The organism is Salinicola rhizosphaerae, assembly GCF_014652715.1.
Lineage (GTDB): Bacteria > Pseudomonadota > Gammaproteobacteria > Pseudomonadales > Halomonadaceae > Salinicola > Salinicola rhizosphaerae.
Window position 1 is genome coordinate 1 of record NZ_BMZI01000009.1, and the last position, 14,872, is coordinate 14,872.

The window sequence follows — 14,872 nt, forward strand, 5'->3', positions numbered from 1 at the left end:
TTCTTCGCTGCTTCCGAGAACCTGTCTCGTCGTCAGCGGATGCGTACTTTACGGATCGGCCGCCGACTTGGCAAGGCCTGTTTTCAACTTTTTTGACCCGACGGGCCAATCCTCTTCGCCGACGCCGCCGAGCGAGCGCACCCGGAGACGACAACGCCCGCGCAGGGCGGGCGTTTCGAGCGATCGATGGCGAAGAGGAGCGGCCTGTCAGTCATCCTGCTTGTCAGGCCCGTCCATCGCCGCGCGGCGCTTCTCTTTCTGCGCCTTGCGCAGACGCCCGAGGGCGAGCACCGGCCCGGAGACAACGTAGCAGCCAAAGAGTGCCAGCAGCATGACCGATGGCTCGATCGAGATCAGCACGAAGAGCAGCACGATCGCCAACAGGAAGACGAACGGCACCGGCCCCTTGAAGTCGATCTCCTTGAAGCTGTGATAGCGAACATTACTCACCATGAGCACACCCGCCGCGGCAACCACGATCGTCATCAGCACCTTGAAGCCGAGCGATTCGGCATCGAAGGTATGAAAGACCCAAACGCAGCCCGCCACGACAGCGGCGGCCGATGGACTGGGCAAGCCAACGAACCACTTCTTATCGGTACTGCCGATCTGCACGTTGAAGCGCGCCAGACGCAGCGCGGCACCGGCCACGAAGATAAAAGCGGCGATCCAGCCGATCTTGCCGACGTCCTGCAGAATCCAGGTGAACGAGACCAGCGCGGGCGCCATGCCGAAGGAGACCATGTCGGCCAGACTGTCGAACTCCGCGCCGAAGGCGCTCTGCGTATTGGTCAGGCGCGCCACGCGGCCGTCGAGCCCGTCGAGCACCATCGCGACAAAGATCGCGATCGCCGCCTTGGCGTAATCGCCGTTGATGGCGGCAACGATGGAGTAGAAACCGGCAAACAGTGCCGAGAGCGTGAAAAGGTTGGGCAGCAGGTAAATGCCGCGGCGCCGAATGCGCTTGCCATTCTCGACCGTCTCCTCGATGACTTCATCCTCGTCATCGAACAGCGGCGAGGTGGCCCCGATAGTGATCGTCTCGGGCTCCTGCTCGGGGTGGCGGTCGTCCTGATTCATGGCATCACATCCCTGGTCGATTGGTGCGCTGGCGTTGAATGGCCATCATTCTACAGTTTGGCAGGAATCTCGACAGTTGCGCATGCCAAGCATCGGTATGCCGTAACGCAAACGGGGCGCGACTCGCGTCGCGCCCCGTTTGAACCGCCATACCGCAGGGCGGTCAGTTCTTGCTCTTGTCGACCAGTTGGTTGGCCGCGATCCAAGGCATCATGCCGCGCAGCTTCTCACCGACCTGCTCGATCGGATGTTCGGCGGTCTGACGCCGACGCGCGTTGAGCGAGGCATAGTTGCAGGCGCCCTCGGCAATGAACATCTTGGCGTACTCGCCATCCTGGATACGCTTGAGCGCGTTGCGCATCGCGGCTTTCGATTGATCGTTGATGATCTCGCGGCCGGTCACGTACTCACCGTACTCCGCATTGTTGGAGATCGAGTAGTTCATGTTGGCGATGCCGCCTTCGTACATCAGATCCACGATCAACTTGAGCTCGTGCAGACACTCGAAGTAAGCCATTTCCGGCGCGTAGCCTGCTTCGGTCAGCGTCTCGAAACCGGCCTTGACCAGCTCGACCGCACCGCCGCAGAGCACCGCCTGCTCGCCGAAGAGATCCGTTTCGGTCTCGTCCTTGAAGGTGGTCTCGATGATGCCGCTACGACCGCCGCCGATGGCGGCCGCGTAGGAGAGCGCGATCTCCTTGGCCTGCCCGGACGCATCCTGGTGGATCGCGATCAGATCCGGGATGCCGCCACCGCGCACGAATTCCGAGCGCACGGTATGCCCTGGCGCCTTGGGCGCGATCATGATGACATCGAGATCGGCGCGCGGCTCGACCTGGCTGTAGTGAATGTTGAAGCCGTGAGCGAAGGCGATGGTCGCACCTTCTTTCAGATTCGGTTCGATCTCGTTTTCATAGATCGCCTTCTGGTTCTCGTCCGGCGCGAGGATCATCACCACGTCCGCGGTCTTGCACGCGTCCGCGACGCTCGCCACCTTGAGCCCGGCGCCTTCGGCCTTCGCAGCCGAGGAAGAGCCCTTACGCAGCGCGACAGTCACATCGACGCCCGACTCTTTAAGGTTGTTGGCGTGGGCATGGCCTTGAGAGCCATAGCCGACGATGGTGACCTGCTTGGCCTGGATCAGGGAAAGATCACAATCCTTGTCGTAATAGACGCGCATGGCGGACTCCGAAATCGATCTGTGTGAGCGGGTGCTGCCGTTGTCATTCCGGGCAGCGCTTGTGTCAGCGTTGATGGCCACCGCGGTGCCGTCTGACGCGGCACTCATTCGGTCTCGGCATCACAACCGTCTGCGATGCGTTAGCCTGCGGCCACGATAAGCCAGGCACCTCATTGCGTAAAACGCTATATTTGCAATGATGTATTTCAGGATATGCAATCATGGATATGCGCTCGCTCACTCACTTCCTCGCGCTCGCCGATCACCTCCACTTCGGCCGCGCGAGCGAGACTTGCCACATCAGTCCATCGACGCTCTCCCGCTCGATCCGCCAGCTCGAGGAGAGCCTGGGCGTGACGCTGTTCGAACGGGACAATCGACACGTCGTGCTGACACGTCAGGGCATGCTGTTTCAGTCCTACGCCCGCGAGACACTTGAACAATGGCAGTCGGTGCAGCACACCCTGATGGAAGAGACGCGCGAACTGGCCGGGGAGATCAGCATCTACTGCTCGGTTACCGCCAGCTACAGCTTCCTCTATCGGCTACTGAGCGAGTTTCGGCTGCGCCATCCGCGCATCGAGATCAAGCTCCATACCGGCGATCCGGCCGATGCCATCGCTCGCGTGCAGTCAGAAAGTGAAGAGATCGCCATTACCGCTCGCCCTCGCAGCCTGCCGGACGCCCTCGCCTTCAAACCGTTGGCGACGTCTCCGCTGGTGTTCATTGCGCCGCAGGACGGCGCCGACTGGCTACCGGCGACGCCGGAGATTCCCACGCCGGCACAGTGGCAGCATGTACCGATGATCCTGTCCGAATCCGGGCTGTCGCGAGACCACGCCGATACCTGGTTTCGGGCGCTCGGCATCGCCCCGCGCATCTACGCTCAGGTGGCCGGCAACGAGGCTATCGTCAGCATGGTCGGGCTTGGCTTCGGTGTCGGCATCGTGCCGCGCATCGTGCTCGACAACAGCCCGCTCAACGACCGTGTCAGCGTACTGCCGGTCAAGCCGGAGCTACCGCACTACGATGTCGGGCTGTGCGTGCTCAAACGTCGCCTGAAAAGCGCGCTGATCGAGGCGCTTTGGGCGCAGTTACCCAATTAGCGGCGCAGCTGCCGAGTCAATCGCCAAACCGGTGGTGTACCAATGAAAGACGCCCGGTGAAATCGCTTCCACCGGGCGTCGTTGACAGCCGCTTCGGGCTAGAGCGACAGCAGCTTGTCGCCTCGGGCGATGCCGGAAACCCCGGTACGCGCGACTTCCAGAATGCCGATGGGCGCCATCGCCTGGACGAAGGCATCGAGCTTGCCGGCGTCACCGGTGATCTGCACCGTGTAGACGCTCGGCGTGACGTCTACGATCTGCGCGCGGAAGATATCCGCCGTGCGCTTGACCTCGTCTCGGGCGGCGCCCAGCGCCTTGACCTTGACCAGCATCAGCTCGCGCTCGATATGGTTGCCCTCGGTCAGATCGACCAGCTTCACCACATCGATCAGCTTGTTGAGATGCTTGGTGATCTGTTCGATCACGCGATCGTCGCCCACCGTGGTGACCGTCAGTCGCGACAGCGACGGCTCCTCGGTCGGCGCGACATTCAACGTTTCGATGTTGAAGTTGCGCTGGGAGAACAGCCCCACCACGCGGGAAAGGGCGCCCGGCTCGTTTTCCAGCAGAATCGAGATGATATGGCGCATCAGGTCCGCTCCGTCTTCGAAAGCAGCATGTCACGCATGGAGCCAAGCGGCACCTGCATCGGATAGACGTGTTCGAACGGGTCGACGTAGATGTCGAGGAACACGAGTTCGCTGGTATCGGCAAACGCCCGCTCGAGCGCCGGGGCCAGCTCATCGAAGGTCGTCACCTTGAGTGCCGTGAACCCATAGGCCTCGATCAGCTTGGCGAAGTCCGGCAGCGATTCCATGTAAGAGTGGGCATGGCGGGACTTGTAGTTCAGGTCCTGCCACTGACGCACCATCCCCAGCGACTGGTTGTTGAGGTTGACGATCTTCACGCCGACATCGAACTGCTTACAGGTCGACAGCTCCTGCATCATCATCTGGAAGCTGCCTTCGCCGGTGAAGCAGACCACGTCATCCTGCGGGAACTGGAGCTTGACCCCCATCGCCGCCGGAAATCCGAAGCCCATCGTGCCGAGCCCGCCGGAGGTGATGAAACGATTGGGTTTGGCGAACTTGTAGTACTGGGCCGCGAACATCTGATGCTGACCCACGTCCGTGGTCACGAACGCCTCGCCGCGCGTGGCTCGGTAGACCGCCTCGATCACTTCCTGGGGCTTGAGTGCCTCGCCGGCCTCGGACGGCTCGTAAAGCTTGCCCTCACGCTCCCCACGCCAGCCGTCGATGCTCTGCCACCATTCGGCGAGCGCCTCCCCGCTTGCCGGCTCGCGGCCCTGTACCAGGCTGATCATCTCGTCGATGACGCTGCCGGCCGCCCCGACGATCGGTACATCGGCGCGCACGGTCTTGGAGATCGAGCTCGGATCGATGTCGACGTGCACGATCTTCGCGGTCGGACAGAACTTCGAAGTGTTGTTGGTGACGCGATCATCGAAACGCGCGCCGATGGCGATGATCAGATCGGCATGGTGCATCGCCATGTTGGCTTCATAGCTGCCGTGCATGCCGAGCCAACCCAGCGATTGGCGGTCACCCTGCGGATAGCCGCCGATGCCCATGAGCGTCGTGGTAATCGGAAAACCGAGCCGCTGGACCAGATCGGTCAGCGCTTCCGACGCATGACCAGTGACGATCCCGCCGCCGGTGTAGAAAACCGGCCGACGCGACTTGAGCATCATGTCGACCGCTTTCTTGATCTGGCCGGCGTGGCCGCGAGTGACCGGATTGTACGAGCGGATCTTGACCTTTTTCGGGTAGACGTACTCGTAGCGCTCGGTGGGCGCGGTCATGTCTTTCGGGATATCCACCACGACAGGGCCGGGACGGCCGGTCGCCGCGAGATAGAACGCCTTCTTCAACACCTCGGGGATCTGGCTCGGATGACGAATCGAGAAGCTGTGCTTCACGACCGGCCGCGTGACGCCGACGATGTCGGTTTCCTGAAAGGCGTCCTCGCCGATCAGATGACTGGCGACCTGACCGCACAGCACGACCATCGGGATCGAGTCCATGTAAGCGGTGGCAATGCCGGTCACGGCGTTGGTTGCCCCTGGCCCGGAGGTGACGAGCACCACACCGGGCTTGCCGGTCGCGCGCGCGTAGCCGTCGGCGGCGTGCGTGGCGGCCTGCTCATGGCGGACGAGAATGTGCTGAACGCTATCCTGGCGGAACAGGGCATCGTAGATGTGCAATGCCGCGCCGCCGGGGTAGCCGAAGATTCGCTCGACGCCTTCGTCTTTCAGAAAGCGGGCGATCATATCGGCGCCGGAAAGTAATTCCACTGGTGAGTCTCCCCTGGAAATTCGAGTGCCACTACGCCTCTGGCGAATGAAGCGCAGCTCAATCGCGGCGGTACGCCGCTGCCAACACACGTTGGCGCCTGATGCCATTGTCCTGGCGTCTGGGTCCGGGGTGGGGACCCGCACTCATCGGCATCGCGCTGGCCGACTGGCCGGCTCGGTGCCTGGCACGGCAGATCGCCGTGTCGGGGTTGGCGGGAACGGGCGGTTGGCCCATTCCCTCATGTCCTGAGAACGTGCACCGGAACGCTTCCGATCGCGCGTCTCGACAGGCGGGTAGAGGTCACGAAGAACCTACCCTTCACGCGACGGCCGGGGATCGCCCGAGTGTGTCGCGCCTGCTATCAGGAACCGCCTAGATTCCACCAGCGCCCGTGGGCTGTCAACCTTCTCGCCTGCCGATATCGGAGTCGACGAGAAAAACGACCTGTCCGCGTCCGTTTCACTGACTGAAGCAGGATGTCTTGCGCGAAGCGCGCGTCATTTTCCACCGGCGAACAGCCCGAACTCCGTCCCTGAAAACCGAGCACAAAAAATCCGCGGCGCTTTCACGCCGCGGGCGAAGCAACGGTCAGGACGCGACCGCGTGTTGCATGAGTTTTCCCGCGTTACTTGTCGAACGCCAGATGATCCCCCTCGGCGGTCACCCGGATGGTGTTGCCGGGAACGAACACGCCGGCAAGCAGGTCCTGAGCGAGCGGGTTCTCGATCCGATTCTGGATAGCGCGCTTGAGCGGCCGCGCGCCGAACACCGGGTCGAAACCGACGACCGCCAGCTGCGCCATCGCTTCGTCGCTGACCTCGAGCTTGAGATCGCGCTCGGCAAGGCGGCTGCGCAGGCGCTCGAGCTGAATCGCGGCGATCGCCTGGATCTGCTCCTGGCCGAGGGCGTGGAACACCACGACCTCATCGATACGGTTGATCAGCTCGGGGCGGAAATGGTTCCCCACAACGGCCATCACCGCATCGCGCATCGCCGAGTAGTCGGCGTCCTCGCCCCCCATACGCTGGATTACGTCCGAACCCAGGTTCGAGGTCATCACGATCACGGTATTGCGAAAATCCACCGTGCGACCCTGGCCATCGGTCAGACGCCCATCCTCCAGCACCTGCAGCAGGATGTTGAAGACATCCGGATGCGCCTTCTCGACTTCGTCGAGCAACAGGACCGAGTAGGGCTTGCGGCGCACCGCCTCGGTCAGGTAGCCGCCCTCTTCGTAACCGACATAGCCCGGCGGCGCCCCGATCAGTCTCGCTACGGAGTGTTTCTCCATGAACTCGGACATGTCGATGCGCACCATGGCCTCTTCGGTATCGAAGAGGAAGGTGGCCAGCGACTTGCAGAGCTCGGTCTTGCCGACGCCGGTCGGGCCGAGGAACAGAAACGATCCGTTGGGCCGGTTGGGGTCCGCCAGCCCGGCGCGCGAACGGCGCACCGCGTTAGCCACGGCATTCACCGCTTCGTCCTGACCGATGACGCGTTCGTGCAGCGCCTCTTCCATGCGCAGGAGCTTGTCGCGCTCGCCCTCCAGCATCTTGGCCACCGGAATGCCGGTCCAGCGCGAGACGACCTCGGCGATCTCCTCCTCGGTCACGTTGGAGCGCAGCAACTTGAGCTCGGTCGGCTCGCTCTGCTCACCGTCGTCGTTGCTCTCGGCGATCTGGCGCTCCAGTTTCGGAATCACCCCGTACTGCAGCTCGGACATACGCCCCAGGTCACCCTGACGACGCGCCGCCTCGAGATCGATGCGCGCCTGCTCGAGTTCGGCCTTGTACTGCGCCGCGCCCTGAATGCTCGCCTTCTCGGACTTCCACACTTCATCGAGGTCGGCATACTCGCGCTCGAGTTCGCTAATCTGCGTTTCGAGATTCTCGAGGCGTTTGCGCGATGCCTCGTCGGTCTCTTTCTTCAGCGCCTCGCGCTCCATCTTGAGCTGAATCAGGCGCCGATCGAGCCGATCCATCTCCTCCGGCTTGGAGTCGAGCTCCATGCGAATGCGCGAGGCGGCTTCGTCGATCAGATCGATCGCCTTGTCCGGCAGCTGACGATCGGTGATGTAGCGCGTCGAGAGCTTGGCGGCCGCGATGATCGCCGAATCGGTGATATCGACACCATGGTGGACTTCGTAGCGCTCCTTCAGGCCACGCAGGATGGCAATCGTATCCTCCTCGCTCGGCTCGTCGACCAGCACCTTCTGGAAACGACGCTCGAGCGCGGCGTCCTTCTCGATGTACTGACGATACTCGTCGAGCGTCGTCGCCCCGACGCAGTGCAACTCGCCACGGGCCAGCGCCGGCTTCAGCATGTTGCCGGCATCCATGGCGCCGTCCGCCTTGCCGGCGCCGACCATGGTGTGCAGCTCGTCGATGAAGAGGATGACGCGCCCCTCTTCCTTCGCCAGCTCGTTGAGCACGGATTTCAGGCGCTCCTCGAACTCGCCGCGAAACTTGGCTCCGGCGAGCAGCGCGCCCATGTCGAGCGACAGCACGCGCTTGTCCTTGAGCCCCTCCGGCACTTCGCCGTTGACGATCCGCTGCGCGAGCCCCTCGACGATGGCGGTCTTGCCGACGCCGGGTTCACCGATCAGCACCGGATTGTTCTTGGTGCGGCGCTGCAGCACCTGGATCGTGCGGCGAATCTCGTCGTCGCGTCCGATCACCGGGTCAAGCTTGCCGTCGGTCGCGCGGGCGGTCAGATCGAGCGTGTATTTTTCCAGTGCCTCACGCTTCTCCTCGGCATTGGCGTCATCCACGTTGGTCCCACCACGCACCTCGCTGATGGCAGTAGCCAGGCGCTTGCGATCCAGCCCGGCCTGCGTCAGGACCTTGGCCACGCCACTTTTCATGTCCAGCGCCGCCAGCAGAATCAGCTCGATGGCGATGTACTGATCGCCCCGATTCTGCGCTTCGCGATCGGCCAGATTGAAAAGGCGCGCCAGATCCGGGCTCATGCTGACATTGCCATCGAACTGGCCGACTTCGGGTAAGTTATCCAGATAGGAAGAGAGCCCTTCACGCAGCCGGCTGACATCGCCGCCCGCTTTCTGCACCAGGCCTTTCACGCCGCTGTCGCGCATCTCGAGCAACGCCATCAGCAGGTGGCCGGGGTCGAGCTGATTGTGGCCGCGCCCCACCGCCAGCGACTGCGCTTCGGACAGCGCGTTCTGCAGCTTCGTCGTCATGCGATCCATACGCATACGTTCACCTCCATGGGCCGCCTCTCGGCGTGAGGCAGCGTGTCAGTTTATAAGTTGACACTAAAATGGAGGTATGTTTGCGCTTTTCAAGCAGAAGGTATGAAAATTTTTACTCGGAACGACTCTTTACGCGAAAATAGCTCATACGAGAATTTGCCGGATACTGCTCAGCGCAACCAGATCACGCTCGCCATGTGACCCGTACGCCCGTTGTCTCGGCGGTAGGAGTAGAAGCGTTGCTCATCGCAGGCGGTGCAGAAGTGCCCACCGCCGATCTGCGTGATGCCGAGACGCTCGAGTCGCAGCCGCGCGAGCCGGTAGAGGTCGGCCATATAGTGGCCGAGACGATAGGGGCTGGGCTCGAAAGCGCTCTCGGCTTCCGCCTGGACGGCGACGAACGCCTCGAAGACCTCGGGCCCGACCTCGAACTGGGCATTAGAGATGGCCGGTCCCATCCACACCAGCAACTCGGCGGGATCGACGCCGAGTGCTGCCACGCTTGCCTCCAGCACGCCGCCGGCCAGCCCGCGCCACCCGGCGTGAGCGACACCCACGCGGGTACCCTGACGATCGCAGAAGAAAACCGGCAGGCAGTCGGCGGTGAGCACGACGCAGGCATGGCCGCGATCGAAAGCGACGGAGGCGTCGGCTTCCGGCGGCATATCACGATAGTCGTCGGCGTAGCGCTGCATCACGCGCGCGCCGTGCACCTGCTTCAACCAGAACAGGGGGCGTCGATCGCCGACTTCCTGAGCGATCAACTCACGGCAGCGAGCGACCGTCTCGGGGTCGTCGCCCTTGAAGCCACTGGGATTGAACGCGGCGTAGTCTCCCTGACTCGGCCCGGTTTCACGTGTGGTGACAAAGGCACCGACGCTGGCCGGCGCCGCCCAGTCCGGCACGATCAACGTCGGCGCGTCGGCGGCATGCATGGTCGACACCGGCGCCGGCCGGGTAGCGAAATCCTCGCTCATCGCTCGGCCTCCGTATCCTCGCGCAGCGCATCCAGCAGCAGAAACATGTCATCGGGCAGCGGCGCCTGACACTCCACCGGCGCGCCGCTGGCGGGATGGTCGAAACGCAGCTTGTGCGCGTGCAGCGCCTGACGGGGAAATTCGCGCAGCAGCGTCTTGAGCTCATCGCCGGCCCCCGCGGGTAACTTGAGCCGGCCGCCGTAGACCGGATCGCCGACCAGCGGATAGCGAACATGCGCGAGGTGTACGCGAATCTGATGTGTACGGCCGGTCTCGAGCCGACAGCGCACGTGAGTATGCGCGCGAAAGCGCTCCTTGACGCGGTAGTGCGTGACGGCCGGTTTACCGGAGGCGGTGACCGCCTGACGCTGACGATCCTTGGGGTGGCGACCGATCGGCGCATCCACCGTGCCGCCGGCGGTCATCGCCCCCACGACAATCGCATCGTACTCGCGCGAGACCGTTCGCGCCTGGAGCTGTTCGACCAGCGCCGTCTGCGCCGCCAGCGTCTTTGCCACCATCATCAGTCCCGTCGTCTCCTTGTCGAGCCGGTGGACGATGCCGGCGCGGGGGATGGCGGCGAGCTTGGGCTCATGGTGGAGCAGCGCATTCAACAGGGTGCCGTCAGGGTTGCCCGCTGCCGGATGCACCACCAGGCCAGCAGGCTTGTCGACCACCAGCACATCGTCGTCCTCGTAGACGATCGCCAGCGGGATGTCCTGGGCCTCCCAGCGCGTCTCCTCCTCGAGACGCGTATCGAGGCTCAGCCGTTCGCCGCCGAAGACCTTGTCTTTCGGACGCGCGGATCGGCCATTAAGCGTCAGTTCGCCTTGCTGAATCCAGCTCTTGAGACGTTCGCGCGAGAACTCAGGGAACATTTCGGCCGCAGTCTGATCTAGACGTCGTCCGGCCAGATGCTCGGGTATGCGCTCGTCACGCTTCAGGATGTCGGCCATACGCGGGGATCGGTTCCGTTGCCGGTGCAGGAATGACCATCGGGAAGCACGGCTCGGCGCTGACGCGGCGATGGCGACTCGAGGCCGGGCGCGCGTAGGCATTCACGCCGTGTTTCCTTTATAGTGGGTCGGATTGGGCGGATTCTAGCACGGCCGCCAAGGATTGGTTGATACGAGGATGACGATGCGATTTTCAGCGCGATTTCCCGCACTGGGTGCCTTGCTGATCACGGGCGCCCTGCTCGCCGGTTGCGCCAGCAATGAACCTGCTCCCGACCTGCAGGAGCAGGATCTCTACCAGAAGGCTCAGAGTTCGCTCGATGCGGGTCGCTACACCACCGCCGTCACGCAGCTGGAAGCGCTCGACACTCGCTTCCCGTTCGGCCGCTACGCGGAGCAGGCGCAGCTCGAATTGATATACGCCTACTACCAGACCGAAAACTGGGAGCAGGCGCGCGCCGCCGCCAGCCGTTTCATTCGCCTGCATCCCGATCACCCGCAGGTCGACTACGCCTACTACATGCGTGGTTTGGCCGCCTATCAGGCCGGCCGGTTCAGTCTCGAAGGGCTGGAGCTGATCGATATCTCCAAACGCGATCTCGGCGCCTCGCGTGACGCCTATGTCGACTTCGGCGAACTGGTACGCCGCTTCCCGGACAGCGCCTACGCGCCCGACGCCCGCCAGCGCGTCATCTATCTGCGTAACGTGCTGGCACGTCACGAGCTGCAGGTCGCCGATTTCTATCTGCGCAAGGGCGCCTATGTCGCCGCCGTCGAGCGCGGTCGCTGGGTGATCGAGCACTATCCGAAATCGACGGCAACCCGCGATGCCCTCGCGGTCATGACGGAAGGCTATCTTGGCCTCAACATGCGTGACCGCGCACAGAGCGTGCTGCAGACGTTGATCAAGAACGACCCCGACAACAGCCAGCTCGACGGTGATACCTTCGTTCCCCGGCATGTTGACGTCGATCCGCCGCTGACGGCGAACGGCTAGCCCCGGCTTCGCCGGGGAGCCGTAAGCGATAAGAGCGGCGCTACGCGCCTGGAAGCTAGAAGAAGTTGCTGCTATCAGCCAAGACCGACGTTTTGGACTTTCGGTTTTCCTTACAGCTTACCGCTTATGGCTTATGGCTTGTGGCTTCCCGACGAAGTCAGGCGGGGATCAGTTCCCCGGCTGCCAACCGTTGACGATCGGATAACGCCGGTCGCGGCCAAATCCCCGCAGCGTCACACGCACGCCCACCGGCGCCTGGCGCCGCTTGTATTCGTTGCGGTCGACCAGCTTGACCACCTTGTAGACGTCGTCGCGCTCGTAACCGGCCTCGATGATCGCCTCGGCGCTCATGTCGCCCTCGATGTAACGTTCGAGGATGGCGTCGAGCACATCGTAGCCGGGCAGTGAATCGCTATCTTGCTGGTCGGGCGCGAGTTCGGCAGAAGGCGGACGCGTGATCACCCGCTCGGGAATCGCCGGCTCCTGCGCGTTGCGCCACCTGGCGAGCCGGTAGACCCAGGTCTTATAGACGTCCTTCAACGCGTTGTAGCCGCCGACCATATCACCGTAGAGCGTGGCGTAACCCACCGCCATCTCGCTCTTGTTGCCGGTGGTCTGAACCATCAGGCCCTTCTTATTGGAGATCGCCATCAGCAGGACGCCGCGCACGCGGGACTGCAGGTTCTCCTCGGTGGTATCGGCGCCAAGACCGCTGAAGCTTTCGGCTAGCGTGGCGGTGAACGCCTCCACCATCGGCGCGATCGGCATGACCTCGTAGCTGACGCCGAGCAGGCGAGCCTGTTCGGCCGCGTCCGCCTGGGAAATCTCGGCCGTGTAGTGATACGGCATCATCACCGCCTGAACGCGCTCCGACCCCAGCGCATCGACGGCGATCGCCAGCGACAGCGCGGAGTCGATGCCACCGGAAAGCCCCATCACCACACCCTTGAAACCACTCTTGTTGACGTAGTCGCGCAGCCCCGTCACCAGCGCGCAGTAAAGATTCTCCTCCGCGCCGAGCAACGGCTCGCGCTCACCGGCCTCCGGCTGCCAGCCTCCATCGCCGTTGACGAAGCGCACCGGCATCAATCCTACCTGCCAGAATGGCGCGCGCACCGCGACGTCACCGCGCGCGTCGAGAATCAGCGAGCCACCGTCGAAGACCAGCTCGTCCTGGCCGCCAATGGCGTTGACGTAGACCAGCGGCTTGCCCACCTCGCTGGCGCGGCCGGCGAACAGGCGCTCGCGCTCGGCGGGCTTGTCGAGATGAAACGGCGAGGCATTGAGCGTGATCAGCACATCCGCCCCGGCCTCGGCCGCCTGACGCACCGGCGCGCCATCCCACAGATCCTCGCAGATCAGAATGCCGAGACGCGCGCCGCCGTGCTCGATGATCAGCGGCTCACGGCCCGGCTCGAAGTAGCGATCCTCGTCGAACACCTGGTAGTTGGGCAGCGCCTGCTTGGCATACTCGCCCAGCCATTCGCCGGCGAGCAGCGCGCCGGCCAGATTGTAGCGCTTGCCCTCGCGCACGCCGGGATAGCCGACGATCACCAGCGTCTGCGGGGCGATACGGGCGATCTTCTCCGCCATCTCGCGCCGGGCGGCATCGAGTCGCGACGCCATCGCTTCGCGCAGCAGCAGATCTTCCGGCGGATAACCGGTCAGAAACAGTTCGCTGAACACGACCACGTCGGCGCCATGTTCGATCCGCGCCTCACGCACCGCCTCGATCGCGGCGGCGGTATTGCCGGCGATATCGCCGACCAGCGGATCGAGCTGGGCCATTACCAAGGTCAGATCTTGCATGTGTCGAAGCGTCCTCGAAAGACAGCGAGTTGGCGACGCCAAGGTTAGGTTGGCGTCGCATCCTTGCGGATCATTTTCGCCCATGCCGGACGCAGAGGCAAAACGCAGCGCGGTGCGGCTTCAGGCCGGCAAGCGGTACGGCGACGGGTCGACGATCGGTTCACAGCCGATCAGCTGATCAACTAGCAGACGCGTCGACGCCGGCGCCAGCACCAGGCCGTTGCGATAGTGCCCGGCATTGACATGCAGCCCCTCGAGACCCGGCACGGCACCGATCCGCGGCACGCCATCGGGCGAGCCGGGGCGCAGGCCCGCCCAGTGATGCTCGACCGGACAGTTCGCCAGCGCCGGCACGATCGATAAGGCGCTGGCATGCAGCGAAGCGAACGCTGCCTGTGTAGTCTGCTTATCGAAGCCGACCTCCTCGAGCGTTGACCCCGCGAGCACACGGCCATCGCCGCGCGGAATCACGTAGCGCCCATCCTTCAGCACGACCCGTTCGACCAACCCTGGAGGAGCCTTGAACAGGATCATCTGCCCGCGTACGGGGCGCACCGGTAGATCGACACCAACGCCAGCCAGCAACGTTCGCGACCAGGCCCCGGCACAGACGATGGTCTCACCGGCAGCAATCGCCCCCTGATCCGCCTCGACGCCGCGAACGGCGCGCCCTTCGGCCCGTAGCCGCACGACCGCGCGCCCCTCGTGTAGCGTGACGTTCGACATCGCCATCAGACGCGCCCTGAGCGCCTTGCCAAGACGCGGATTGCGAATGCTGCCGAGCGTCGGCATCCAGAGTGCGCTCTCGAAGCCGGGCGCAGCCTTGGGCTCTCGCGCATAAAGCGCATCGGCCGGAATGCGACTCAACGGCTTGGCGACCTCACGTGCCCAGGTCAGTGCCTGTTCGACGTCGTCGACGCGCAGGTATAAAAGGCCCTTCTGACGATATTCGGGGTCGATACCGGTCTCTTCATGGAGTCGGTCGGCGAGTTCAGGGTAGCGGCCCTCGGACCAGCTCGAGAGCGCGGAGATCGGGCGCGAATAGCGCCATGGATAGAGCGGGGAGACGATACCGCCACCGGCCCACGACGCTTCCCGCCCGCATTGGCCGCGTTCGACGATCGCGACGGAATGCCCGGCATCGGCAAGCTGCAGCCCGGTCATCATGCCGATGACGCCCCCACCCACGATCAAGAAATCCGGCATTCGGTCGATATCCTGGCAAAAGCGCGAGTCTACCA

General features: G+C 63.6%; 11 protein-coding genes. 2 read left to right on the forward strand and 9 right to left on the reverse strand.

Annotated elements, in window-relative coordinates:
- Positions 1–207: 207 nt before the first annotated feature.
- Together pssA and ilvC are read right to left on the reverse strand one after the other, a co-directional pair.
- Positions 208–1,080 (reverse strand): CDP-diacylglycerol--serine O-phosphatidyltransferase, encoded by an 873-nt coding sequence (gene pssA / locus IE125_RS17990; RefSeq protein ID WP_189446077.1) that lies wholly within the window; start codon positions 1,078–1,080, stop codon positions 208–210.
- Positions 1,081–1,243: 163 nt separating this feature from the next.
- Complete coding sequence (gene ilvC / locus IE125_RS17995; RefSeq protein ID WP_189446078.1) at positions 1,244–2,260, reverse strand: ketol-acid reductoisomerase; 1,017 nt, start codon at positions 2,258–2,260, stop codon at positions 1,244–1,246.
- Positions 2,261–2,481: 221 nt separating this feature from the next.
- Here ilvC and ilvY point away from each other — a divergent pair, with 221 nt between their 5' ends.
- The gene (gene ilvY / locus IE125_RS18000) at positions 2,482–3,366 is read left to right on the forward strand and encodes an HTH-type transcriptional activator IlvY (RefSeq protein ID WP_189446079.1); all 885 of its coding nucleotides are present in this window, start codon (positions 2,482–2,484) and stop codon (positions 3,364–3,366) included.
- Positions 3,367–3,464: 98 nt separating this feature from the next.
- On the opposite strand, the gene ilvN is transcribed toward ilvY, so the two are convergent.
- From ilvN to rluD, 5 genes are all read right to left on the reverse strand, one after another.
- The gene (gene ilvN, locus IE125_RS18005; protein WP_189446080.1) at positions 3,465–3,956 is read right to left on the reverse strand and encodes an acetolactate synthase small subunit; all 492 of its coding nucleotides are present in this window, start codon (positions 3,954–3,956) and stop codon (positions 3,465–3,467) included.
- Positions 3,956–5,680, reverse strand: coding sequence for an acetolactate synthase 3 large subunit (locus IE125_RS18010; RefSeq protein WP_189446081.1), 1,725 nt, complete (start codon positions 5,678–5,680; stop codon positions 3,956–3,958). Before IE125_RS18010 ends, ilvN begins: the two co-directional genes overlap by 1 nt.
- 626 nt (positions 5,681–6,306) lie before the next feature.
- The gene (gene clpB / locus IE125_RS18015; protein WP_189446082.1) at positions 6,307–8,895 is read right to left on the reverse strand and encodes an ATP-dependent chaperone ClpB; all 2,589 of its coding nucleotides are present in this window, start codon (positions 8,893–8,895) and stop codon (positions 6,307–6,309) included.
- A gap of 167 nt (positions 8,896–9,062) precedes the next feature.
- Positions 9,063–9,869, reverse strand: a complete 807-nt coding sequence (gene pgeF, locus IE125_RS18020; RefSeq protein WP_229809200.1) for a peptidoglycan editing factor PgeF — start codon at positions 9,867–9,869, stop codon at positions 9,063–9,065.
- On the reverse strand, positions 9,866–10,825 hold the full coding sequence (rluD, locus tag IE125_RS18025; RefSeq protein ID WP_189446083.1) for a 23S rRNA pseudouridine(1911/1915/1917) synthase RluD: 960 nt from the start codon (positions 10,823–10,825) through the stop codon (positions 9,866–9,868). The genes pgeF and rluD overlap by 4 nt, the downstream gene beginning before the upstream one ends.
- Positions 10,826–11,009: 184 nt before the next feature.
- Here rluD and IE125_RS18030 point away from each other — a divergent pair, with 184 nt between their 5' ends.
- The gene (locus tag IE125_RS18030) at positions 11,010–11,822 is read left to right on the forward strand and encodes an outer membrane protein assembly factor BamD (RefSeq protein WP_189446084.1); all 813 of its coding nucleotides are present in this window, start codon (positions 11,010–11,012) and stop codon (positions 11,820–11,822) included.
- Between the two features lie 168 nt (positions 11,823–11,990).
- On the opposite strand, the gene IE125_RS18035 is transcribed toward IE125_RS18030, so the two are convergent.
- Positions 11,991–13,631 (reverse strand): NAD+ synthase, encoded by a 1,641-nt coding sequence (locus tag IE125_RS18035; RefSeq protein ID WP_189446085.1) that lies wholly within the window; start codon positions 13,629–13,631, stop codon positions 11,991–11,993.
- Positions 13,632–13,751: 120 nt separating this feature from the next.
- Positions 13,752–14,837 carry a glycine oxidase ThiO gene (gene thiO, locus IE125_RS18040; RefSeq protein WP_189446086.1) on the reverse strand — a complete coding sequence of 362 codons (1,086 nt, stop codon included), beginning with the start codon at positions 14,835–14,837 and terminating at the stop codon, positions 13,752–13,754.
- Positions 14,838–14,872: the final 35 nt, after the last annotated feature.